Raw genomic sequence first — 23,313 nt, forward strand, 5'->3', positions numbered from 1 at the left:
ATATTTGAAAATAAACAGTTCCCACAGATACATAACAAAAAAATCATTCTTAACTGCGAGAACAGAAGAATAAAGGCAGAATTTGAATAATGTTAAGAGTAAATCAAAGATTTACCTCTAATATTTTTTGTAATTTAGCCATTCTTAGGAATGGCTGATTTATCTTTAATTACTCCCATAGAATACCTCAAAGGTGTAGGTCCTCAAAAGGCCGATGTACTCAAAAAAGAGTTGCAGCTATTTACTATTGGTGATTTATTGCAATATTATCCATTTCGCTATATTGACCGTACCCAATTTCACAAGATTCGTCAGTTGCATACCGATTTAATTGGTGCGCAGGTTTTAGGCCGATTAATTGAGTTAAAAGAAGTCGGTGAAAAAAGAGCAAAACGACTTGTCGGTATTTTCAAAGATGAAACAGGCTCGATGGAATTGGTTTGGTTTCAAAGCGTCACGTTTATACAGAAAAGCCTAAAAGTTGGGGCTGCTTATATTATCTACGGAAAACCAACGGAATTTAATGGTCAAATTTCCATTACACATCCCGAAATCGAATTGTACAATTCGCAAGAGAAGAAAATCGGTAATCTGACAATGCAGCCCGTCTATTCTTCAACAGAAAAATTGAAGAAATTCAATCTTGACACAAAGGGAATTCAACGATTGCAACAAACGGCACTTGAAACAACATACAGAAGTTTTAGAGAAACATTGCCTGACTATTTGGTCGATAAACACAATCTTTTACCCTATCCAAAAGCTTTACTTTCCATTCATTTTCCACAAAATGTGGATGATTTGAATGCCGCTATTCGAAGAATGAAATTTGAAGAATTATTCTTTATTCAACTTCGATTATTACGCAACAAACAACTAAATACGCAAAAATATAAAGGCCATCGATTCAATAAAGTTGGCGAAAAATTCAATACTTTTTTCAATACCAGATTACCATTTCCACTCACAAATGCACAGAAACGTGTAGTCAAAGAAATTCGTATTGACACCAATACAGGTGCGCAAATGAATCGCTTGGTGCAAGGGGATGTTGGTTCAGGAAAGACTGTTGTCGCGCTGATGAGTATGTTGATTGCAATTGATAACGGCTATCAAGCCTGTATGATGGCACCCACAGAAATTCTAGCTACACAGCATTACAATGGGTTGAAGGAATTGTTAGGTGAGGATATTTGCAATATCAAATTGCTTACGGGGTCGACTTCAACGAAAGAACGTCGAATAATCCACCAAGAGCTGGAAGAAGGCACATTAAATATTTTAATTGGAACACATGCCTTGATTGAAGATAAAGTAAAATTCAAGAATATAGGTTTTGTGGTGATCGATGAGCAGCATCGTTTTGGTGTAGAACAGCGCGCAAAATTATGGCGCAAAAACACGATTCCACCACATATGTTGGTGATGACAGCCACGCCGATTCCACGAACTTTGGCGATGACGCTGTACGGGGATTTGGATATTTCTATTATTGACGAATTGCCAGCGGGTCGTAAACCAATTAAAACTGTTCATTTTTTCGAAAATCAGCGACTGCGTGTTTTTGGGTTTATGCGCGAAGAGATTGCCAAAGGTAGACAGGTGTACATCGTTTATCCGTTGATAAAAGAAAGTGAAAAGCTTGATTTATTGAATCTAGAAGCAGGTTTAGAAAGCTTACAAAAGGAATTTCCGCTGCCACAATTTAAAATCAGTATTGTGCACGGAAAAATGCCAGTCAAGGATAAAGATTTTGAGATGCAACGCTTCGTCAAAGGCGAAACGCAAATCATGGTCGCTACAACTGTAATTGAGGTTGGTGTAAATGTCCCGAATGCTTCAGTCATGGTCATTGAGAATTCCGAAAGATTTGGCTTATCGCAATTACATCAATTGCGTGGTCGTGTTGGTCGTGGAGCAGAACAATCTTTTTGTATTCTGATGTCGGGCAATAAGTTAAGCAAAGAAGGACGAACACGTCTAGAAACGATGGTTCGCACGAATGATGGTTTTGAAATAGCTGAAGTAGACTTAGAATTACGTGGTCCAGGTGATATTTCAGGTACGCAACAATCGGGAGTTTTGGACATGAAAATTGCTGATTTGGCAAAAGACCAACATATCTTGGCGGAAGCTAGGAATTCGGTCATCGAAATTTTCAAACAAGATCCACGACTTACACTTCCAGAGAATCAAATTTTATTGAATTACTTAAACCAACGCAATCCCGGAATCTCTTGGGATAAGATTTCCTGACATTTCTATTTCAAGCGGCTATAATGGATTTCTTATATTTGTAAGGTATATGCAAAATCCAGATTTAACGAATATTGCGTCCGAGCAAATTCATGACATTTACCAAAAAACGTATAATCTGATTCTCTTTCTCGGTGGATCAGTCAAATTAACACACGTTTTGACAACAATATCTTTATTGTTAGTGGTTCTTTTAATATTGCTGATCACAGATTTTGTTTTCAGAAAAGTTTTAAAAACTCTTTTTATCAAAATTATTAGCAGTTCCAAAACCATTTGGGATGACAAGCTTTTAGAAAACAAAGTCCTAGATGATTTAAGTCATTTAGTATTAATCGTATTCGCGCAACAAACCGTTCCGCACTTATTTGTCGGCTTTCATTCTTTTGAAAATATTTTGATAAAATTCTTAGGTGTTTTTGTTGTCTTCGCTGTTTATAAACTTTCTAATGCTTTACTAAAAACGCTTCGAGACATCTTAAAAACCTCGAAAGCATTTTTTGACAAGCCCCTTGATAGTTATTTACAGGTTATTCAGATTTTTTTAATATTTGTTGTATTCACCGTTTCATTTTCTATCATTACAGGCTATTCACCCTGGTCATTTTTGGTTTCCTTAGGTGCAGCTTCAGCTATTTTGATGTTGGTTTTCAAGGACACGATTTTGGGTTTTGTAGCGAGTATTCAAGTCTCTGCGAATGATTCTGTGCGTGTAGGCGACTGGATTGAAATGCAAAAATATGGTGCTGATGGAAGTGTGGTGCAAATAAATTTGAATAATGTGAAAGTTCAAAACTTCGACAAAACCATCGTAACACTTCCTACTCATGCATTACTAAGCGACTCCTTCAAAAATTACCGGGGTATGCAGCAGGCAGGCGGTAGAAGAATTAAGCGTGCGATATTCATCAAGATATCATCTATTCGCTATTTGAATTCCAATGAAATTGAAGAGCTAAAGAAAATTCATTTACTAAAAGATTTTATTAGTATCCGCGAGGAAGAAATTGCGACGTACAATGCCTTACATGAAGTAGATGAAAGCGTGAAAGTAAATGGACGTAGAATAACGAATATTGGTTTATTTAGAGCATATATCGAAGCTTATTTAAGGAATAACAAGAATATTCACAAAGAATATCCGCTGATGGTACGTCATCTAGCGCCTACGGAGCATGGATTACCATTGGAGGTTTATGCATTTACTCAAGGAACAGAATGGTTGTACTTTGAAGGCGTAATGGCGGATTTGTTCGACCATATATTCGCTGCTATCAAATACTTTCACTTGGAGATATTTGAACTTCCAGCTTCGGATGATTTAAGGGCTAGGGCAATGCAATTACCAAATTTCGATAAACATATTATTAACTAAGTTGTTAATATTTAAGATTTATTACGGCAAGGAATAGCGTCTACAATTTTATTTATTGCCATCTAAAAAACTATCTTTGTTTATCATATGTTAGAACTAGAGCTAAATTTTAGTTCATTGTTCTAATATTAGTTTAAAAAATATTTATGTCGAAAAGATTCAAATTAATAGATACAGCTCCAGAAAAAGAAACGGCAATTTTGGTTTCAGTCATTACACCTGATGTGTCCGACCAAATGGCGCAGGATTACTTAACAGAATTAGAATTTTTGGTACAAACTGCTGGCGCGGAAACAGTTAAAGTTTTCACGCAAAAATTGCAAAAACCTGAGCATGCTACGTTTGTAGGAACTGGTAAATTAGAAGAAATAAGAGAATACGCCGAAGCCGAAGAAGTGGATATGATTATTTTTGATGATGAATTGACTCCTTCTCAACTTCGCAATATCGAACGTGAATTGAAGCGAAAGATATTAGATCGTTCAAGTTTAATTTTAGACATCTTTGCGAGTCATGCCCAAACGGCACAGGCTAAGACGCAGGTGGAATTAGCGCAATTACAATATTTATATCCGCGATTGACACGTATGTGGACTCACTTGGAACGTCAACGTGGTGGTATTGGTATGCGTGGTCCTGGTGAATCGCAAATCGAGACAGATAGACGTATTATTTTAGACAAAATTTCTTTATTAAAAGAGAAATTAAAAACCATTGATAAACAAAATGCGACACAACGCAAGAATCGTGGCGATATGATTCGTGTAGCTTTGGTCGGCTATACTAACGTAGGTAAATCCACGATTTTGAATATGATTTCCAAAGCCGAAGTTTATATCGAAAACAAACTTTTCGCTACTTTGGATACTACTGTAAGAAAAGTCGTGATAGAAAATCTTCCTTTCTTACTTTCAGATACCGTAGGATTTATCCGCAAGTTACCACACCATTTAGTAGAATCATTTAAGTCTACTTTGGATGAGGTTCGTGAAGCCGATGTACTAATTCATGTGGTTGATATTTCCCATCCTAATTTTGAAGATCATATCAGAGCGGTGAATGAAACGTTGAAAGATATTAATGCCTTAGACAAACCGACTATTACAGTTTTCAATAAAATTGATGCGTTCAAACCAGCAGTAGAGGTGGATGAAAATGGAGAAGAAATTAAAGTCACTTTAGATGATTTCAAAAACTCTTGGATGGCTAAAAATTCGGATCCAGCGATTTTCTTATCGGCAACTAACAAAACAAACATCGAAGAATTCAAAGAAAAGCTTTACGAGGTAATATCGGAATTGCACAATGCTCGCTATCCGTATAATAATTTGTTGTATTAATTAGCTGTAAGCAATAGGCTTTATGCTATAAGCTTGATGAATGAGAGATTTCAAAAAATATGAGGTGTGGATAAATGCACACAAATTGACATTGAAAATTTTTGAAGTAACCAAATCATTTCCTCAGGAAGAAAATTATAGAATTATTTGACAAATGCAAAGAGCGGCTTACTTTATTCCTAGTAATTTCGCTGAAGGCTGCGGAAGACAGAGTGATAAAGATTTTGATAGATTTCTACAGATTTGCTTAGGTTCTGCACATGAGTTAGAGTATTTTTCCATACTAAGCAAAGACCTAGGGATAATTACTTTACAGACTTACGATATTCTAATAGAAAATATCAACATTATAAAAATGCAGCTTTTCAATTTAAGTAAAAAGTTAAAAGGCTTATAGCTTACAGCATAAAGCCTAGAGCGATTATTATGAATAAAACAGTAAAATTTAAAGATTGGGGATTGGTAGATTACCAAGAAGCGTGGGATAGACAGGAAGATATATTCTCCAAAACTTTAGCAATAAAACAAGATAACAGAACAAATAATTTCTCCAATCCAACGCCGAACTATTTAATCTTTACAGAACACCCGCATGTGTATACGTTGGGTAAAAGTGGACATGAAGAATATTTATTATTAGACGAAGAAGGATTAAAGGAAAAGGGAGCTAAATTCTATAAAATCAATCGCGGAGGTGATATTACCTATCATGGACCTGGTCAGATAGTGGGTTATCCGATTTTAGATTTGGACAATTTTTTCACGGACATCCATCTTTACTTACGCACGTTGGAAGAAGCTATAATTTTGACACTTGCGGATTATGGCATTGAAGCGGGACGATATGAAGGTTATACAGGTGTTTGGCTAGATGCCGACAATGATAAAGCACGTAAAATCTGTGCTATGGGCGTGCGTGCTTCACGTTGGGTCACTATGCATGGTTTTGCATTCAATGTAAATGCAGACTTAGCTTATTTTAGAAATATTATTCCTTGCGGAATTGACGATAAAGACGTGACTTCAATGGAAAGAGAATTAGGTCGAAAATTGGATATGGCCGAAGTAAAAGGCAAACTAAAAAATCATATTGCAGATCTTTTTCACATGGAACTAATATAAAAGGGCTTTAATAAAGCCCTTTTATATTTTTATCTAGTTATTAAAATCTAAAAGCTACAAATACTCTTGAGCCTTTAAGATTATATTTTTGTACCGCTTGAAAATTCTTCATCATAATATAGGAAAGAATAAGAAGGTGCATAACGAAAATATCCAGATACGCCAATTCCTTCTGGTAATTTTTAAATGAACTGAAGGACCCACCTGCAATCCTACTTCAGCTTTATGTGTTATCAATTTTTCCTCTCCACCAGTCTCCCAATTACCCTCTTCGTCTTGGTATTCACCTTCTAAAAGTTCCATATATTTCGTATAGTTTAAATCAAGAAATGTAACATCAATTCCAAAATGTAATAGCTTAGCAATAGGTTGAGGATGCACAAAGTACGTTTTACCACTACTATAGAATGCTCCGAAATCACTTTTCATTGCCTTTGATTCCTCGAAATCTTTACTACTTGAACTTATTTTTGAGATGAATATCCAAAGTTAATGTACTTTTACCTGGACGCAATTGCGCATGAGAGATTAATGTCGCACAGATTGCACAGATTATTAAAATTAAATTTTTCATAAAATTACAGTTAATTTGTTTTAAGTTAATTTCCGAAATTAAATAGGAAAAACACTTTAAAAAATACCTCAAATGGGGTATATTAAACCATTAACTGTTCCAGATAAAAAGAATAAATTGGCGTTTCTTCCGTACGGGTGGCAATAGATAACTCTATATCATCACAATGCGGTCGAAACAACGAATCCACTAATTCCACCGTATTATTTTCACCTGAAAGGTGTCCTAAAATGAGATGTTTCAAGCGTGGAGTTCGATTTTCAAGAAACAATTCTAAGGCCATGGCATTGGAAATATGTCCCCAGCCACTTCGTATTCTATTTTTGAGAAAATAAGAATATCGCCCCTTCAGAAGCATTTCCTCGTCAAAATTACTTTCTAACAACAAGACATCCGAATGTTGGATCACATGTTTTACATTATCACATCCTCGTCCCAAATCCGTCATTATACCGATATTAACCTCTCCATCTGTTACTACAAATGAACACGGCTCTTTCGCGTCATGATATTTAGGAATTCCCATTACGGTTAAGCGTCCAATGCATACTCTTTCATCTGGTTGTATAAAATTCACCAAATGTTCGGGCATGTGCAGTTTCGAACCTTCATAACTCCCTTTCGTAATATATACAGGAATCTGAAAACGCTTGCTGAAAACCGAAAGTCCACGAATATGGTCCGTGTGCTCGTGGGTAATAAAGATTGCTTTGATACTTGTAGGATCAATTCCTAATCTTTCCATGCGAATCAACACATGCTTGGTGTTGATACCAATATCAATTAATACCGCATCATTGCCTTTAGCGACATAATAACAATTTCCATTAGATCCAGAAGCAATCGAGCAGTATTTCATATTCGATAGCAAAGGTAAATAAAAAAGCTCTTGTCCACGAGAACAAGAGCTTGGATATTTTTATCAATGAAGATTAACATTCTGGCAAACTCAATGGAACTTTCACGGCAAGTCCACCATCTGCAGTTTCTTTATATTTCACATTCATGTCTTGTGCGGTTTCCCACATGGTACTCACGACCGCATCCAGACTTACCTTAGCTTTATCAGGATTGGATTGTAAAGCCAATTGTGCTGCGGTAATTGCTTTTATAGCGCCCATCGTGTTACGCTCTATACAAGGAACTTGCACCAAACCACCGATTGGATCACATGTTAATCCCAAATGATGCTCCATAGCGATTTCAGCTGCCATCAATACCTGTCTTTGCGACCCCCCGAGACATTCTGTTAGCGCTCCTGCCGCCATAGCAGAAGAAACGCCAATCTCGGCCTGACACCCCCCCATTGCCGCTGAAATCGTTGCGCCCTTTTTGAAAATAGAACCAATTTCGGATGCCGTTGCTATAAATTGAATAATCTTATTGTCGTCATAAGCATCATAAAATGCTACATAATATTGCAATACTGCAGGAATTACACCCGAAGCTCCATTTGTCGGCGCTGTCACTACGCGACCAAAAGAAGCATTCTCTTCATTCACGGCCAAAGCAAAGCAACTTACACAATCTAAAATATAACCAAAATCCTTACCTCCTGCACGGATAGCTTCCAGCCAAGAATCATAATCTGTATATTCACGACCTTTGAGCATACGCTTATTCAAACGAGCAGCGCGACGTTCTACATTTAAACCACCTGGCAATATGCCTTCGGTGTGGCAGCCTTTATAAATACATTCTTTGATAACACGAAAGATATTAAGAATTCCTTTCCGTGTTTCTTCTTCCGAACGCCATGATAATTCATTTTCCAAGACCAGTTCTGAAATTTTCAGTCCTGTACGCATACAAGCACTCATCAAATTCTGCGCTGTATCAATCGGAAAAGGCAATTCCACCTCACTTAATACTGAAGTACTATCAGTTTCTTGAACAACAAAACCTCCTCCAATAGAATAATATGTTTCGCTAACGGCGGTACCATTTCTCAAAAAAGCTTGAAAAGTAACTGCATTGGGATGAAATGGAAGACTTTGATCAAAAAGAAAAAGCAATTGATCCGTGTAAGAAAAATCAATATTTTGTCTGCCACCTAACTCAAGCTTTCCAGAAGATTGTATACGCGCTACTTTAGGCAATACATCATTGACATCAAAAGTTACGGGATCGTCACCGCTTAAACCAAGCAGAATAGCAATATCCGTACCGTGACCAACCCCAGTTTTTGCAAGAGACCCATATAAAAGGATAGTGATCTGCTCCACTTGATCTAAAACTCCTGTTTCCTCTAATTTTTGAACAAAACGTTGCGCAGCACGCCAAGGTCCCAATGTATGAGAACTTGATGGACCAATCCCAATTTTGAACATATCGAAAACAGAAATTTGTTCAGATGCCATAATTTACTCTGTACTTATAATTTGAAGCAAAGTTAGAACAATAAATTATAAAAAAAAGCCAAGCTGAAATATCAACTTGGCCTTACTATTGGAGATTTTATATTTAACTATAAACCTTTGCCGTATGCGTATGTTTTGTTGATCGACACTGGCAATTTACCTTTTGATTTAATATCCTTTAATAATACTTTAACTGCAGCACGTTGCATAAAAGCTTCGTTTTGGTAGCCCATAATAATAGAAGCACTACGATCTACTTTCACTGAAGTAATAGCATAAGGATTTGTCAATAATACAGTGATCGTACGACGACCCGCAATTTTATCAATAAAATTATTCACATCCTTTGAAAAATCTAGAGCTGGTCTTGGACGTGATCTATCATCATGGATTGCAAGAACGATTTGCTCATGGCTTCTTACTTCTTTTACTAATTCCTCTAGCTGAGCTTCTGTTTCCTTACCTGAAATATAGATGTTTTTCACATTCGTAAGTCTTGCCGATAAACCTGACTCAAAATCTTGAGCTTTGCTGATCCCTACACTTACTACAACAGTCTCTTTCTTCGCATCAAAAGACTGAATGCGACGATTTGATTTCAACACCGTTACAGCTCCATCAGCCATACGCTGAATTAAAGATTTTGTTTCTGGTCTATTAATATCGTCGAATACTCTGTTACGATTTGCTGCTGCGTATTTATCTAAACCTAGCCACAATTTCGCTGCTAATACACGTTTAACTCTAGCATCGATATCCGCTTGTTTCAAGCGTCCGCTTTGGATCGATTTCTCCACAAGAGCAATTGCTCGCGCACTATTTTCGGATAATTCCAACAAATCATGTCCCGCTTCGATAGCTAAGATGTCCGCCTCTCCATTTGGAAAGAACTTGGTCACACCTTTCATATTCATCGCATCTGTTACTGTCAATCCTTGGAAGCCTAACTGTTTACGTAACAAGTCTGTAACTACTTTTTTAGAAATTGACGAAGGAAGATTTGGTGTATTGTCTAATGCAGGAATGTCCATATGACCTACCATTACAGCAGTCGCTCCTTGTTTGATTAATTCACGGAATGGGTACATTTCCAATTCTTCCAAACGCTCTCTCGTGAAAGGCAATTTTGGCAAATCATAATGCGAATCCACATCTGTATCGCCATGACCTGGGAAGTGTTTGATTGAAGCTAATACACCACCATCAATCATCCCTTTCATATAAGCAGCTGATTTTACAGCCACGTTTTCTTTATTATCCCCAAATGAACGGAATCCGATAACTGGATTCTTCGGATTATTATTAATATCTACTGTAGGAGCAAAATTGAAATGAATTCCTAAACGCAAGAAATCTTTAGCTGCATCTCTACCCATATCATAAATCAAGGAATTATCTTGCAATGCACCCAAAGTCATTTGATAAGGGAAAGACTGTGTTGAATCAGGTAGGCGCATGCCTAATCCCCATTCACCATCAATTGTTACCAATAAGGGAACTTTAGATACCTTTTGGTATTTGTTGATCATATCCACGTGACGAACTGGACCACCTTGGAATACTACTAAACCTCCTAATTGCTCGTTTTTAATTACTGTACCAACCGAGTCAATAAACTTTTGTCCCAAATTTGTATGTGCACGCACTAAAAATAACTGCCCAATACGTTCTTTCGGAGTAAGAGAGTTAAATACGGAATCCACCCATTTGTGATTACTATTAATGAATCTCACAAAATCAGGTCTTTTCTGTGCTACTGCTCCAAGCGATGTCATAAGAGCAAGTGAAAAAGCTAAAATAGGTTTCAGCATGATATATTTCTGTTTAAAGTATACTCACGAATATATAATAATATTGCGACATTTTAATGTTTCTGCAAAATTGTTACAACAAAACGCACAAAAACGCATTAAAGCAATTGATATTTTTGTTCTAATAGCAAGGCCAGATCAATAGAATTTTCAATCTCTCCACAAGCTTCTTTTTTCCATAGCATATCAATTACCAATAGCAAATATTGTGCTTCGATTTCGGGGTTCTCGTAGCCAAGCTCTTTAAAAGCTCGAATAATTATAGGGTGAACAGGCTTCATGAATTGCTCATGCTGAGATTTGGAGAATGGAATATGAGATAGACGTTCTTGCAATTTCCAAAACATGGGTTCTTCGGCAACTAACTTACTCGGTAAGAATATCATATTTTTGATGAAATCCTTTGCATTCTTATAAGTCATCATGCCACGGTGATGTTGAAGTACACGTCTGTATCCAGATTTAATAAGATGCGCTAATAATGCATCTTTATTCCCAAAATGTTTAAATATCAAAGCCTCTGACACACCAGCATTAGCAGCAATTTCCTTTGTCGAAGTATCAGCATAACCATTTTTTGCAAACAACACCAATGCTGCTTCCAATATTTTTTCTTTTCTACTTAAAAGGGAACTCTTCATAAAAACACGTACAATCAAGCAAATATATCGATTTTGATACAATATTTGAAGTTTAACATGTTTAAACTATTATTGTATAATAGACCTATATTCCTGTGAAAAAATTTATAAACTTTATTATCTACACACTTTTTATTATCTATTCTGTCAATTCTTATGCTCAACAAAGAATTAATGGAAGGGTTGTAGCAAAAGAAGATAAAACAGCAATCACAGGAGCAACAATAAGTTTAATTGCAAATAACAAAGATAGTACAGTACTACAATCCACTTCTTCCGGTAAATTGGGAGATTTCGCTTTTAATCAAGTTCAATCCGGAAATTATAGTATTAGTGTAAAAGCATTAGGTTTTCAAGCTAGACTTACACCTATTCAAATATCAGCTTTGAAAAATCTAACTTTAACTATTCCTCTGGAATTGGATAATATAGGTATTGACGAGGTTGTAATCTCTGCTTCTCCTGCTGTTTTACTGAAAGGGGACACAATGGAATACGATGCCAAGAAATTCGTAACCAGGGATTTTGCCGATGCAGATGAAATGGTTGCTCAAGTGCCGGGAGTAATGATTGATGAAGATGGCAATGTGACTGCGCATGGTGAGCCTGTCACACGTATAATTGTTGACGGAAAAGAATTTTTCAGTTCAGACCCTAAAGTTGCCCTCAAAACACTTCCTGCCGACATTATTGCAAAAATTCAATTGATTGATGAAAAATCAGAACAATCCCGATTCTCTGGCTTCGATGACGGCAAACGCAATAAGGTCATTAACATTGTTACCAAACCCGACAAGAAGGTCGGATACTTCGGAAAATCAGCTTTAAGTAAAGGCGATAGTGACAAATTCTCTTTTAATTCCTCCACAAATAGTTTCAATAAGGATAAAAAATACGCGATCAATCTCTTGGCCAATAATATCAATGAAACTAATTTTGGAGAGCAAGGAAGAGGTGGAGCAAGAAGAGGAAACAATAATACCGAACGAGGCTTATCGGACACATATGCGGCGGCAGTGAATTTCAGTAATACATATCCGAAGTATCGGATGGAGGTTAGTTCGGATTATAATTTTAATTCTTCCACGACTGTGACCAATTCATTGTCTAATATTCAGTATTTATCCCAAAATCAAGCTAATCAATTTCGGACACAAAATCAGCTCTCTGATGTTCAGAATATTTCTCATGAATTTGGAGGTAGACTGAAATGGCAAATAGATTCCACAAATAGATTAGATTTTTCCCCTAATCTGAAGTTTACCAGCTCTGAAAGAATAAATTCTACAGACTTCAACACCATTAACACAAGCAGTAATCCTATCAATAATTCTATTCGTTCTTCAGAAAACGATTCAAAGAATTTGAGTTTTGGAGCGTCTTTGACCTATATGCATCGATTCAAAAAAAATGGACGTACTCTATCCTTATCCGCAAGTGGCAACAAAAATAAGGACGATGCACAAGGATTAAACTTAGCTGTCACCGAATATTATAGAGATGCTGTATTGTCTCGTATCGATACAAATAACAATTCTAGCCAAAGCAATGGATACGGATCTGGGGTTAATACTACGCTTTCTTTTACAGAACAAATATCTAAAAACGGAAGAATGCAGGCGCAGTATGACTTTCGAAATAATGGTTCCTACTCCAACCGAGAAACCTATGAATTCTTGGCAGCAACAGGTCAGTTGGGTGAATTACGAGACCGTTTATCCAATGAATTTCGAAATGATTACAATTACCATAGTGGCGGACTTTCCTATATCTATGTACTAAAAGATTCGATAAGATTACAGCTTGGAATTAAATATCAGCATGGCATCCGCCACAATAATCGTACTGTGCCTATTAATCTCAAAACTACGGCCGATTTCAATAGTCTATTACCCCATCTGTCTACAAAATACATGTTTACATCGAGTAAACAGATAGAATTTAGCTATAATACACAAACTAATACCCCTGCTATTAATCAACTTCAAGATTTTATAAATAATCAGAATGAGTTACGCATAACAAAAGGAAATCCAAATTTAGATCAGGAATATGCACATTCATTACGATTGGAGTTTAAAGATGTCAACAAGAAGACTGGCAAATCGCTGACCACCAATGTAAACTATGAATATATTCAAAATAAAATAATCAACAGCATCATTCAAACTGACACAAGCATAATCCTATTTGATGATATCCGCTTAGGAGCAGGTGGACAATATATTGCGCCTGTAAATGCGGATGGAGCTTATTCGTTCCGAATCAACAACAGTTTTGGCCTTCCAATAGAAAAATTGAAGATTAATCTGAATCTGAATTCTCGTTTGTATATTAATAATGAGCTTGCACAAATCAATGAGTCTCCAATTAAAAATAAAACTTTTGGATACGGTCAAAGTGTGGGTATCAATTCCAAATTTTCAAAAAAATACATCATCGGTTTATCGTACAATATTGATGGACGAGAAACGTCCAATATAATGACAAGAACTGCACGATATCATGTTGTAAACCACAGATTGAACAGCAACCTGACCCTTGAGCCTCTAAAAGACATCGTATTTACTTCGAACTTAACATGGTTAAAAAATGGAGGAATAATGAACTATCCAAATATTGAGACTTATATTTGGAATGCCTCTATTGGTAAAAAGCTTTTCAAGAAAAGCAATGGTGAAATCACCTTAAAAGGATATGATTTACTAAACAAAGCACAAAATGTAAGCAGAAGAGTAACCGAAAATAATATCTCGGACGTAACCTCGAATACGTTAAACAGATATTTCTTACTATCCTTCACGTATAACCTTAGAAAATTCGGTTCTACTAATCTTTTTAAATAAACAGACCGCCTTTTTGTAAGAAAAGTTCTTTCTTTTTCATGTAAGCATCTTTATCTATAGCTTTTGTTCCTTTGGAAATGATGACCGATTTGTACCCCAATTCTAATGCGTCTATAGCTGTGAAATAAACACAAAAATCTGCTGCTAAACCACAGATATGTACTTCGTCTACATTTTTGGACTTCAAAAAACCATCAAGCCCAGTGCTATGACTTTTGAGATTATCATAAAATCCACTATAGCTATCTACTTTTTTATCCATTCCCTTTCGGAAAATAACCTGTATCCTATTTGTATCCAGCAGACTTGAAAATTCAGCACCTGGAGTTCCTTGCACACAGTGATTAGGCCAGAGTGTCTGTTGATAGCCATTCCATTCTATTACATCAAAAACATTATTTTCTACATGTGACGAAGCAAAACTTTTGTGGTTTAAGGGATGCCAATCTTGCGTAGCAACCACGATTTCGTATTTTGGTAGAATCCTATTTATCTGTTCGATTATTTCATCGCCGTGCGCAACTTCTAATGCGCCGCCTGGCAAGAAATCGTTTTGAACATCAACTATTATCAATGCTTTCATAAATTGAAGTTAATAAAATATTATTTAATAGCCTTATCAAGGCTTTTGAAGAATACATCACATCGAATTGTAGCAAAACATCTAATTTTCACGTGTTTCAAAGGAGTATTTTATATTAACGCAACATATGTAAAACAAAATAAATTATTAGATTTGCACCTCATATCTACAGACAGTAGATATTTAACATATTATAACACATTTAACAGTAGGTATTACTTACATTTGCATGTCAACTAATAAATATGAGTCAATTTTTACGTTTTAAATATTTACACTTTCTGTCTGTTGTAACTGCATTGTCCCTTATTACGAGCTGTAATAAGGATATGAGCATTTCTTTAGACGAAATTGATGAAGACATTGCAGTCACTTTTATTGACTCCTTTACCGTAAATACATCCTCATATCAGTTGAATTATTTACCTGCCTCAGCTACATCAAATGTATTGGTGGGAAAGGTTCAATCCAGCGACTTAGGTAGTGTAAAGTCTACTTCGTACTTACGATTGATGATGGACTCTTATACAGATAATATTCCAGAAGGAGCTGTATACGATTCGGTAAATGTTGTATTGAAACCTAATGCTACAAGATATTATTATGGCGATACTACTCAGGTTCAATCCCTTGCTGTGCATAAAGTAACACAAGAGATTGTTACAACCAATATTTTGTCATCCATTGATAGCTACAATGCACCGGCGTATGTCACAGGCCCAACAATTTTTAGCAATCAAAAATTCACTTACGAAAATACAGCACTTGGTTCAGTACAGTTTAGACCTTATGTCAATTCAATTGATACTATTAGTATTCGATTAAACGACAGTTTTGGTAAGGATATTTTTGACAAGATCAATACGAATGATTACAATGTCAATAATGTTGAAGCTTTTCACGCTTACTTAAAAGGTATTGCAATCGTACCTGCTGACAATAATACAGCAATCTTAGGCCTTAACGATACAGTTAATGTTCACATCAACTATTCGTATATTGGATCAGATGGTTTTAAAGTAACAGGTAAAAAAATCTTAACGAATTATTCGCCTTCTTATCAATACAACAATATTGAATACGACAGAAGTGGGACTCCATTCGCAGCTTTGAATGCGACTAACAGAGAATTGTCGTTTCAACAAACAGATAAAAAAGCATATATCCAATCTGGTACGGGTTTGGTAACGAAAATAAAAATGCCGTCTCTTCGCGAATTCATGAATAACGAAAACATCAGTATCAACAAAGCCGAATTAGTTATTGAAACAGAATCGCTGGGACAAGGTGCATCTCCAGCTCCAAAGAGTCTTATGCTGATGGTTTCCAATAAAAATGGATTACCTGTAAATTTTGTTCCTACCCCATTTTCTACAACTATTCAAGAAGCTACTTACGTAGAAGGCAATGATGTAGGTGAGAATGGAAAATATGTTTTTAACTTAATTGATTATATTAAGAATATTAATTCAAATCGATATATTGACACAGATTTATTAATATCTACAGCTTCATCAAGTCTTTTTAGCACAGTTAATTCTGCTAAAATTGCGAATGAAAACGGAAAGCCTAAGATCAAATTAAATATTGTATATACTAAATTTAAATAATTTATGAATAAGAAAAATTGGCTATGTATTGTTTTAGCCTGTGCTTTTACACTTTCAGCATTTAATTCTTGTAAAAAAGACGACGACGACGATAGCACAACGGATAATGGTCCTACAGAATGGGTGAGATCATCAGCTTTTGATGGCGATCCAAGAAGTGCTGCTGCGTCATTCCAAATTGATAATAAAGGTTTCATCGCTACAGGTATTCTTACAACAAACGAAAGAACAAAAGACGCTTGGTCTTTTGAAAATAACGTATGGAAACGTGTGGCAGACTTTCCTGGAGTCGCTCGTAACGGTGCAGTGGGTTTTTCTATTGGTCAAAATGGATACGTTGGTTTAGGTTATGATGGTACTGACGTATTAAAAGACTTCTATAAATACAATCCTTCGACTAACACTTGGACACAAATCGCTTCATTACCTGAAACTGCTGAAGCTCGTTATGGTGCAGTAGCGTTTACTTTAGGTAACAATGCATATATCGGTCTAGGTGCAACTAAAACTCAAAAAACGTTGAAAGATTTCTGGAAATATGATCCTGCAACAGACAAATGGGAAGCTATTGGTTCAGAATTCAAACAAAAACGCGTGGATGCATTTGCTTTCGTAATTGGAAACAAAGCATACGTAGGTGGTGGTTTTGATAACAACCAATATCCAGAAGATTTCTATTCTTTTGACGGTTCTAAGTGGACAGAAGAAACTCCATTGAAAGATACAGATAATACATATGATTTAACACGTCGCGGCGCTTCTACATTCGTAATCGGAAACTACGGTTATGTAGTAGGTGGTAAGAAAAATGCTTCTTTGAATACAGTATGGAAATATGATCCTGCTGCTAAAAAATGGGAAAGCAAACACCAATCTCTTCCTCAAAATGCTAGAGATGCAGCTGTATCGTACTCTATCGGAGGTAAAGGTTACCTAGTAACTGGTGCTAACGGATCATTGAAATTCGATGACAACTGGGTATTTACACCTGTAAGATAATTAAGAATATATTATACTAAAAAAGGCTTTGCAATAGAATTGCAAAGCCTTTTTTAATGTCTGAAAAATCAAAGAAACGGGACATAAATCTTAGTTTTTGTCCCGTTTGTGTATTTATCTTCTTTCTAGTTAAATAATTCCAAAGCTTTCTTTACTCTAGAAATAACTTGTTCTTTACCTAATAGCTCCGTAATTAAGAACACATCCGGACCAAACTTTCCTCCTACTAACATGATACGATAAGGCATCATCAGTTCTCCGATTTTCATTCCCGACTCAGCGACTTTTCCTTTAAAGAAAGGCTCTAAAGTGCCAGCAGTCCAATCATTTTGCTGCTCAAATTCAGTAATGATATTTTCGAAGAAAGCTGTTTTATCTGTATTCCATTTTGGTTTTACCGCATCTACATCATACTGTGCGGGCTCTTGGAAAAAGAACGATGCTTGTCCCCAAAAATCAGAAACATACGTTAAACGTTCTTTCACTGCTGATAGCACGGTATTTAAATAAGCTTCATCAAGATCAAAAATATTATTTTGTGCTAAAACTTCTTTGATTTGTGGAAAAAGCTCCGCGTTATCCGTTTTCTTGATCCACTCATGGTTGAACCACTTTGCTTTCTCAAAATCAAATTTAGCACCACTTTTGCTAATACGCTCTACAGAGAATTTTTCTATTAATTCTTCAATAGAAAACAATTCTTGATCCGTACCATCATTCCAACCCAACACACCTAGCATATTTATAAATGCTTCTGGCAAGAATCCAAGTTCACGGAAACCTTTAGTCAAATCACCCGATTTAGGATCTGTCCAATTCATCGCATAAACAGGGAAACCCAAACGATCTCCATCACGCTTGCTTAACTTACCATTTCCATCAGGTTTTAGGATCAATGGCAAATGTGCCCATTGTGGCATTTGCTCTTTCCATCCTAAATATTCCCACAGCAACAAATGTACAGGCGCAGAAGGCAACCACTCTTCACCACGGAACACGTGCGAAATTTCCATGGCTTTATCATCCACAACCACTGCTAAGTGATATGTCGGCATGCCATCAGCTTTCAATAAAACCTTATCATCAATCAATTTTGTTTCGAAAGAAACACGACCACGAATCATATCGTCAAAAGACACAACTTCATCTTCGGGCATTTTAATACGAATAGTATGAGGAGCTCCTGCGTCTAATAAAGCTTTCGTTTCCTCTGCTGAAAGACTTAACGAATTGCGCAAACTCAATCTATTTTCATGCGAATATCTAAAGTTTGGTTGTATTTTTCGTTGTTCGTCCAATTCTTCGGCCGTATCAAATGCGTAATAAGCATATCCAGCAGCTACTAATTGTTCAGCATACTGACGGTAAGAAGGTTTACGCTCACTCTGACGATAAGGGCCAAAAGCGCCTGGATTCTCTGGACTTTCATCTGGAGAAATACCGCACCAAGCAAGACATTCATTGATATATTCTTCAGCACCTGGCACAAAACGCGTTTGGTCTGTATCTTCTATTCTTAAAATAAATTCACCTTGATGATGTCTAGCAAATAAATAATTGAACAAGGCTGTTCTTACACCGCCCAAATGCAATCCTCCCGTAGGACTTGGTGCGAAACGCACTCTTACTTTCTGTTGTGAACTCATGATGCAAAATTACTTATTTCTCATTTAATAAATGAATTAGAACATCCCTACCTCGTCAAATAAAGATCAAATATTGAAGAAAATCCTTATTTTGTAATAGTTTTTATCGCGAATGAATCCATATCAGTACAATACCAAACAAGCTTGGAAAGTAGTCCTTATTATAATTGCTGCCACCATTGGCATAGCGTCTCTAGTATATAGTAACTATTTAGTAAAGAGCTTATCCCAATCCGAGCGAACAAAAGCGGAGGTGTGGGCTATGAGTACCAGAAGTATTATGACCATGCCTGATGTGGACGATGAATTCATCAGTTTTGTATATGCTGTACGTGATAGTCTCACTTTACCTGCTATTATTACCGATGAAAAAGACAACATAATCTTTTGGCGTGATTTAGATTCCACAAAAACCAATATTAAGATAGAAGATTCTACAAAAACGAATTTAGAATACGATCCGAGCTACTTTCAAAGGGAATTAATTCGTATGAAAAGTGCACATAAACCTATTTTGCTGAATTTAGAAAATGGCGAGAAATGGTCGGTTTACTATCACGATTCTAAAGCCTTACGCAATTTGAAAATATTTCCATTCATTCAACTTTCGCTAATTGCAATTTTTCTTGTCATAGCCTACTATGTGTTTAATTCCATCAAACGTTCGGAACAAAACTTAGTTTGGGTAGGTATGGCAAAAGAAGCTGCTCACCAATTGGGCACCCCAATATCTTCTCTGATGGGATGGATTGAGCTAATTAAAATTAAATTTGACGCTGAAGATGACCAAGTGGTCAACGAAATGGAACGTGATGTTACACGCTTGGAAATTGTCGCTGATCGTTTTTCAAAAATTGGATCAAAACCTGCGTTGACAAACTATAATGTATATGAAGTCATAAATAACTTCGTGCAGTACTTCAAAATTCGAACTAGTGAAAAAATATCCTTTCAAATAGTGGGTGAAACGCACGTCGAAGCGATGCTTAATGTTCCTTTATTCGATTGGATTATCGAGAACTTACTTAAAAATGCTGTCAATGCAATTGATACTGAAGGAACTATTACCATAGTTATTAAAGAAAATATTGCGAAAGAAGAAATTTTTATAGACATTAGTGATACCGGTAAAGGAATACCAAAATCCAATTTTGAAGCCGTTTTCCAACCAGGATTTACTACTAGGCAACGTGGATGGGGACTTGGCCTTAGTCTGACCAAAAGGATGGTCAGATATCACAAAGGCCAGATTTTTGTCAAAGAATCCGAAGTAGGAAAAGGCACTACATTTAGAATAGTACTAAAAAGTAATTTAAATTATGAACCTACTCAAGTCTGAAGATTACCCAGCTATCTACGAAGATTATATTGAAAATGTGCAAGGAAATGTGATGGATGAACTCGAAGCTCAACTCGAATCCTTTCCACTATTCATCCAAGATATCCCTAAAGAAAAAGAATTATACAGCTATGCGGAAGGCAAATGGACTGTTAAAGAAATCCTATGTCATATCATAGACACCGAACGCGTGATGTCCTATCGTGCGTTGCGATTCGCACGCAATGACATGACCGCATTAGCCTCATTTGAACAAGATGAATTTGTCGCTTTCGGCAGACATAATGAGCGCGAAATGAGCAGTATCATTGAAGAATTTATCCACCTCAGAAAATCAAACATAGCTCTGTTCAAGACATTTAATGAAACGGAATTAAGTAGAAAAGGTATGGCTTCGGATAGATTAATCAGTGTACTTGCCTTTATTTATGTGATCGCAGGACATTTAAATCACCATAAATTTATTTTGCTCCAAAAATATTTAAACAATTAAGCATGATTTGGAATAGGGAATATACATTAGAAGAAATAAATGTTTTGTTTGAGAGGAATATGACGGGCTTTTTAGACATAAAAGCCTCTTCTATTAGTGAGGATTCCTTAGCAGCAACCATGCCTGTAACGGATAAAGTGCTACAGCCATACGGAATTTTGCACGGTGGAGCATCGGTCGTACTTGCAGAATCAGTAGGAAGCGTTGCCTCCGCTTTGATTATCAACACCGACACACATAATGCAGTAGGTTTAGAAATTAATGCCAATCACCTTAGACCGGGGAAATTGGGAAGTACTGTAGAAGCCAAATGTACACCTATTCATATTGGAAGAAGTACACACGTATGGGACATAAAAATCCATGATGATAAGAAAAGATTGATTTCCATCTCCAGATTAACAGTTGCTATTGTAAAGAAATAAAAACGTGAGTTTTTCAGATTAAAAAGTCCAAGCTTTTTTAGCTTGGACTTTTTAATTAATATTTTTTGGAAAAAATTATAGATTCCATCTACAAAAAATAGTATCGAAGGATCAAGATTAATTCACATTCATCACATTTGGCTAAAAAAATAAAAAAACTTAAAACTTTTTTTACCAAATCATTGTTATCCTTTTAAAGTACCATTCATTTGGTAATATGATACGGTTTAGGTTTTTAGAGAGACTTCGCCCAACGAAGTCTCTCTTTTATTATAATTCTTAAAAAGAACAAACGTTTGACTGAATTATTTTTTTTCTAAAATCCATTTTATTTTGTTAGTCTTGTAATAGGAACTAGACTATTTTAAACCGTGAAATAAACATTATATCATAAATTGTTCCTGCGAAATATTAATTAAAAATATTAAATTTTAGTATGTCTTCAACATCACAGTCTAGCGCTTTACCAAATGCGCCACAAAAGACAGCCTTTCTACCGATGGCAATTTGTTGTCTTTTATTTTTTATTCTTGGATTCTTTACGTGGGCAAATGGTGCATTAATTCCCTTTGTTAAATTAGCTTTCAGTCTGGATTCAGATTTACAAGCTTTCTTTGTTTTATTCGCTTCCTATATTGCCTATTTCTTTTTAGCCTTACCAAGTTCATGGATCATTAAGAAAACTGGCTTTGAAAATGGCTTAATTTTGAGTTTAATATTATTAGGAGTTGGATCTTTAATTTTTATCCCTGCAGCCCACCAAGGCAGTTATAACTTATTTTTATTGGGGATATTTGTTCAAGGTTCTGCAATGGCCTTAATGCAAACAGCTGTTAACCCATATTTGAGTATTATAGGCCCCATCGATAGCGCGGCACAACGTATTGCCATAGCGGGCGTTTTCAACAAAAGTGCGGGCATTATTGTGCCATTTATTCTAGGAGGTATCTTATTAAAAGGTTCGGCTGAAATATCAGAGAAATTACAAAGTCTTCCTCCAGGTCCAGAGCACGATGCTCTAATGAACTCGCTATTGAGTAGAGTAGATACTCTGTATATTATTTTGGCTGTAGTAGTTTGTCTGTTTGGTTTAGTAATCAAATTAGCCAAAATGCCTCCTGTAGATGTTGACCAAGAAGATGAAGACTCATTAGCAGCTCAAGGAAATGATAAGAAAACAAGTGTTTTTAATTTTCCTCATTTATTTTTAGGCTCATTAGCTATTTTCTTTACGGTAGCTGTGGAAGTAATGGCAGGAGATATTATTGGTACATATGGTCATCAATTAAGTTTACCTGAATTCTTTGTAAAATATGGTACTGCATTTACATTGTCTTGCATGTTGGTAGGCTATTTTATAGGAATTATCGCCATCCCTAAATATGTAACCCAGCAATACGCTTTACGTATATGTACATTTGTAGGTATCGCTCTTACTGTAACTTCGGTATTTACATCAGGATTAACATCCTACATATCATTAGCCATGTTGGGTATTGCGAATGCATTATTATGGCCTGCTATTTTTCCCCTGGGCATCAAAGGTTTAGGTAAATTTACAAAAACAGGTTCTGCTATAATGATTATGGGTATTGCCGGAGGCGCCGTATGGCCTTTAGTTTATGGTTTCTTAAAAGATACTGTAGGAATGAACTTTCAATATGCCTTCTTATTAGCTATGGTTCCTGCATATTTATACATCTTGTATTTTGCGACTTGGGGTCATAAAGTAGGTAAAAAAGCTTAATAGCAAATTAAATATAATTGGATAGGAGGAACGGGATTAATTCCCGTTCCGACCTTCCACAGCACCGTACGTACCGTTCGGTATACGGCGCTTCCCTAAGTTGTAACACGAACTCGCTTGTATTCTGCCAGTAAAGATGGGTATCC

At 36.1% G+C, this 23,313-nt stretch carries 19 protein-coding genes; 12 read left to right on the forward strand and 7 right to left on the reverse strand.

What is annotated here, in order from left to right:
- Positions 1-150 precede the first annotated feature (150 nt).
- The 5 genes from recG to lipB all read left to right on the forward strand — a co-directional run bounded on the left by recG (position 151) and on the right by lipB (position 6,093).
- Positions 151-2,256, forward strand: coding sequence for an ATP-dependent DNA helicase RecG (gene recG, locus H8B04_RS13195; RefSeq protein ID WP_190302638.1), 2,106 nt, complete (start codon positions 151-153; stop codon positions 2,254-2,256).
- Between the two features lie 49 nt (positions 2,257-2,305).
- Positions 2,306-3,631: a mechanosensitive ion channel family protein gene (locus H8B04_RS13200; protein ID WP_190302639.1), complete on the forward strand. Its 1,326-nt coding sequence runs from the start codon at positions 2,306-2,308 to the stop codon at positions 3,629-3,631.
- Between the two features lie 146 nt (positions 3,632-3,777).
- Positions 3,778-4,971, forward strand: a complete 1,194-nt coding sequence (gene hflX, locus H8B04_RS13205) for a GTPase HflX (protein ID WP_190302640.1) — start codon at positions 3,778-3,780, stop codon at positions 4,969-4,971.
- A gap of 154 nt (positions 4,972-5,125) precedes the next feature.
- Positions 5,126-5,368, forward strand: a complete 243-nt coding sequence (locus H8B04_RS13210) for a four helix bundle protein (RefSeq protein ID WP_449449429.1) — start codon at positions 5,126-5,128, stop codon at positions 5,366-5,368.
- A gap of 29 nt (positions 5,369-5,397) precedes the next feature.
- Positions 5,398-6,093, forward strand: coding sequence for a lipoyl(octanoyl) transferase LipB (gene lipB / locus H8B04_RS13215; RefSeq protein ID WP_190302641.1), 696 nt, complete (start codon positions 5,398-5,400; stop codon positions 6,091-6,093).
- 111 nt (positions 6,094-6,204) lie between these two features.
- Here the strand turns inward: lipB and H8B04_RS13220 are convergent, their stop codons facing one another.
- The 5 genes from H8B04_RS13220 to H8B04_RS13240 form a co-directional block, all read right to left on the reverse strand.
- Complete coding sequence (locus H8B04_RS13220; protein WP_190302642.1) at positions 6,205-6,522, reverse strand: hypothetical protein; 318 nt, start codon at positions 6,520-6,522, stop codon at positions 6,205-6,207.
- 227 nt (positions 6,523-6,749) lie between these two features.
- A complete protein-coding gene (locus H8B04_RS13225; protein WP_190302643.1) occupies positions 6,750-7,526 on the reverse strand; it encodes an MBL fold metallo-hydrolase in 777 nt (258 codons plus the stop codon).
- Between the two features lie 73 nt (positions 7,527-7,599).
- A complete protein-coding gene (locus H8B04_RS13230) occupies positions 7,600-9,027 on the reverse strand; it encodes an L-serine ammonia-lyase (protein WP_190302644.1) in 1,428 nt (475 codons plus the stop codon).
- 107 nt (positions 9,028-9,134) lie between these two features.
- Positions 9,135-10,838 (reverse strand): glycoside hydrolase family 3 protein, encoded by a 1,704-nt coding sequence (locus H8B04_RS13235; RefSeq protein ID WP_190302645.1) that lies wholly within the window; start codon positions 10,836-10,838, stop codon positions 9,135-9,137.
- Between the two features lie 98 nt (positions 10,839-10,936).
- Positions 10,937-11,479 (reverse strand): TetR/AcrR family transcriptional regulator, encoded by a 543-nt coding sequence (locus H8B04_RS13240; protein ID WP_165290324.1) that lies wholly within the window; start codon positions 11,477-11,479, stop codon positions 10,937-10,939.
- 95 nt (positions 11,480-11,574) lie between these two features.
- Here H8B04_RS13240 and H8B04_RS17360 point away from each other — a divergent pair, with 95 nt between their 5' ends.
- The gene (locus tag H8B04_RS17360; protein WP_190302646.1) at positions 11,575-14,325 is read left to right on the forward strand and encodes an outer membrane beta-barrel protein; all 2,751 of its coding nucleotides are present in this window, start codon (positions 11,575-11,577) and stop codon (positions 14,323-14,325) included.
- Here the strand turns inward: H8B04_RS17360 and pncA are convergent.
- Positions 14,318-14,908, reverse strand: coding sequence for a bifunctional nicotinamidase/pyrazinamidase (gene pncA, locus H8B04_RS13250; protein ID WP_165290326.1), 591 nt, complete (start codon positions 14,906-14,908; stop codon positions 14,318-14,320). The two genes, H8B04_RS17360 and pncA, sit on opposite strands and share 8 nt — an antisense overlap.
- Positions 14,909-15,237: 329 nt before the next feature.
- Between pncA and H8B04_RS13255 the strand changes: the two genes are divergently transcribed.
- Positions 15,238-16,518, forward strand: coding sequence for a DUF4270 family protein (locus H8B04_RS13255; RefSeq protein WP_223815430.1), 1,281 nt, complete (start codon positions 15,238-15,240; stop codon positions 16,516-16,518).
- Positions 16,519-16,521: 3 nt separating this feature from the next.
- Positions 16,522-17,517, forward strand: coding sequence for a Kelch repeat-containing protein (locus H8B04_RS13260; protein WP_165290328.1), 996 nt, complete (start codon positions 16,522-16,524; stop codon positions 17,515-17,517).
- A gap of 125 nt (positions 17,518-17,642) precedes the next feature.
- Here the strand turns inward: H8B04_RS13260 and gltX are convergent, their stop codons facing one another.
- On the reverse strand, positions 17,643-19,163 hold the full coding sequence (gltX, locus tag H8B04_RS13265) for a glutamate--tRNA ligase (protein WP_190302648.1): 1,521 nt from the start codon (positions 19,161-19,163) through the stop codon (positions 17,643-17,645).
- A 112-nt stretch (positions 19,164-19,275) separates the two neighbouring features.
- Between gltX and H8B04_RS13270 the strand changes: the two genes are divergently transcribed.
- From H8B04_RS13270 to H8B04_RS13285, 4 genes are all read left to right on the forward strand, one after another.
- Positions 19,276-20,502 carry a sensor histidine kinase gene (locus H8B04_RS13270; RefSeq protein WP_165290330.1) on the forward strand — a complete coding sequence of 409 codons (1,227 nt, stop codon included), beginning with the start codon at positions 19,276-19,278 and terminating at the stop codon, positions 20,500-20,502.
- Positions 20,483-20,995: a DinB family protein gene (locus tag H8B04_RS13275; RefSeq protein ID WP_165290331.1), complete on the forward strand. Its 513-nt coding sequence runs from the start codon at positions 20,483-20,485 to the stop codon at positions 20,993-20,995. Before H8B04_RS13270 ends, H8B04_RS13275 begins: the two co-directional genes overlap by 20 nt.
- Before the next feature lie 2 nt (positions 20,996-20,997).
- On the forward strand, positions 20,998-21,420 hold the full coding sequence (locus H8B04_RS13280; protein WP_190302649.1) for a hotdog fold thioesterase: 423 nt from the start codon (positions 20,998-21,000) through the stop codon (positions 21,418-21,420).
- A gap of 436 nt (positions 21,421-21,856) precedes the next feature.
- Entirely contained in the window at positions 21,857-23,167 is a 1,311-nt protein-coding gene (locus H8B04_RS13285; RefSeq protein ID WP_165290333.1) for a sugar MFS transporter, read from the forward strand.
- Positions 23,168-23,313 lie beyond the last annotated feature (146 nt).

The sequence above is a fragment of the Sphingobacterium litopenaei genome, from assembly GCF_014692495.1.
GTDB classification, from domain to species: Bacteria; Bacteroidota; Bacteroidia; order Sphingobacteriales; family Sphingobacteriaceae; genus Sphingobacterium; species Sphingobacterium litopenaei.

Bases quoted from the DNA above. Each gene is read 5' to 3' on its own strand.
- H8B04_RS13240 (WP_165290324.1), bottom strand. From the start codon at position 11,479: ATGAAGAGTTCCCTTTTAAGTAGAAAAGAAAAAATATTGGAAGCAGCA.
- H8B04_RS13230 (WP_190302644.1), bottom strand. From the start codon at position 9,027: ATGGCATCTGAACAAATTTCTGTTTTCGATATGTTCAAAATTGGGATT.
- recG (WP_190302638.1), top strand. From the start codon at position 151: ATGGCTGATTTATCTTTAATTACTCCCATAGAATACCTCAAAGGTGTA.
- gltX (WP_190302648.1), bottom strand. From the start codon at position 19,163: ATGAGTTCACAACAGAAAGTAAGAGTGCGTTTCGCACCAAGTCCTACG.
- H8B04_RS13275 (WP_165290331.1), top strand. From the start codon at position 20,483: ATGAACCTACTCAAGTCTGAAGATTACCCAGCTATCTACGAAGATTAT.
- hflX (WP_190302640.1), top strand. From the start codon at position 3,778: ATGTCGAAAAGATTCAAATTAATAGATACAGCTCCAGAAAAAGAAACG.
- pncA (WP_165290326.1), bottom strand. From the start codon at position 14,908: ATGAAAGCATTGATAATAGTTGATGTTCAAAACGATTTCTTGCCAGGC.
- H8B04_RS13260 (WP_165290328.1), top strand. From the start codon at position 16,522: ATGAATAAGAAAAATTGGCTATGTATTGTTTTAGCCTGTGCTTTTACA.
- lipB (WP_190302641.1), top strand. From the start codon at position 5,398: ATGAATAAAACAGTAAAATTTAAAGATTGGGGATTGGTAGATTACCAA.
- H8B04_RS13220 (WP_190302642.1), bottom strand. From the start codon at position 6,522: ATGAAAAGTGATTTCGGAGCATTCTATAGTAGTGGTAAAACGTACTTT.
- H8B04_RS13270 (WP_165290330.1), top strand. From the start codon at position 19,276: ATGAATCCATATCAGTACAATACCAAACAAGCTTGGAAAGTAGTCCTT.
- H8B04_RS13225 (WP_190302643.1), bottom strand. From the start codon at position 7,526: ATGAAATACTGCTCGATTGCTTCTGGATCTAATGGAAATTGTTATTAT.
- H8B04_RS13210 (WP_449449429.1), top strand. From the start codon at position 5,126: ATGCAAAGAGCGGCTTACTTTATTCCTAGTAATTTCGCTGAAGGCTGC.
- H8B04_RS13235 (WP_190302645.1), bottom strand. From the start codon at position 10,838: ATGCTGAAACCTATTTTAGCTTTTTCACTTGCTCTTATGACATCGCTT.
- H8B04_RS13255 (WP_223815430.1), top strand. From the start codon at position 15,238: ATGAGCATTTCTTTAGACGAAATTGATGAAGACATTGCAGTCACTTTT.
- H8B04_RS13200 (WP_190302639.1), top strand. From the start codon at position 2,306: ATGCAAAATCCAGATTTAACGAATATTGCGTCCGAGCAAATTCATGAC.
- H8B04_RS13285 (WP_165290333.1), top strand. From the start codon at position 21,857: ATGTCTTCAACATCACAGTCTAGCGCTTTACCAAATGCGCCACAAAAG.
- H8B04_RS13280 (WP_190302649.1), top strand. From the start codon at position 20,998: ATGATTTGGAATAGGGAATATACATTAGAAGAAATAAATGTTTTGTTT.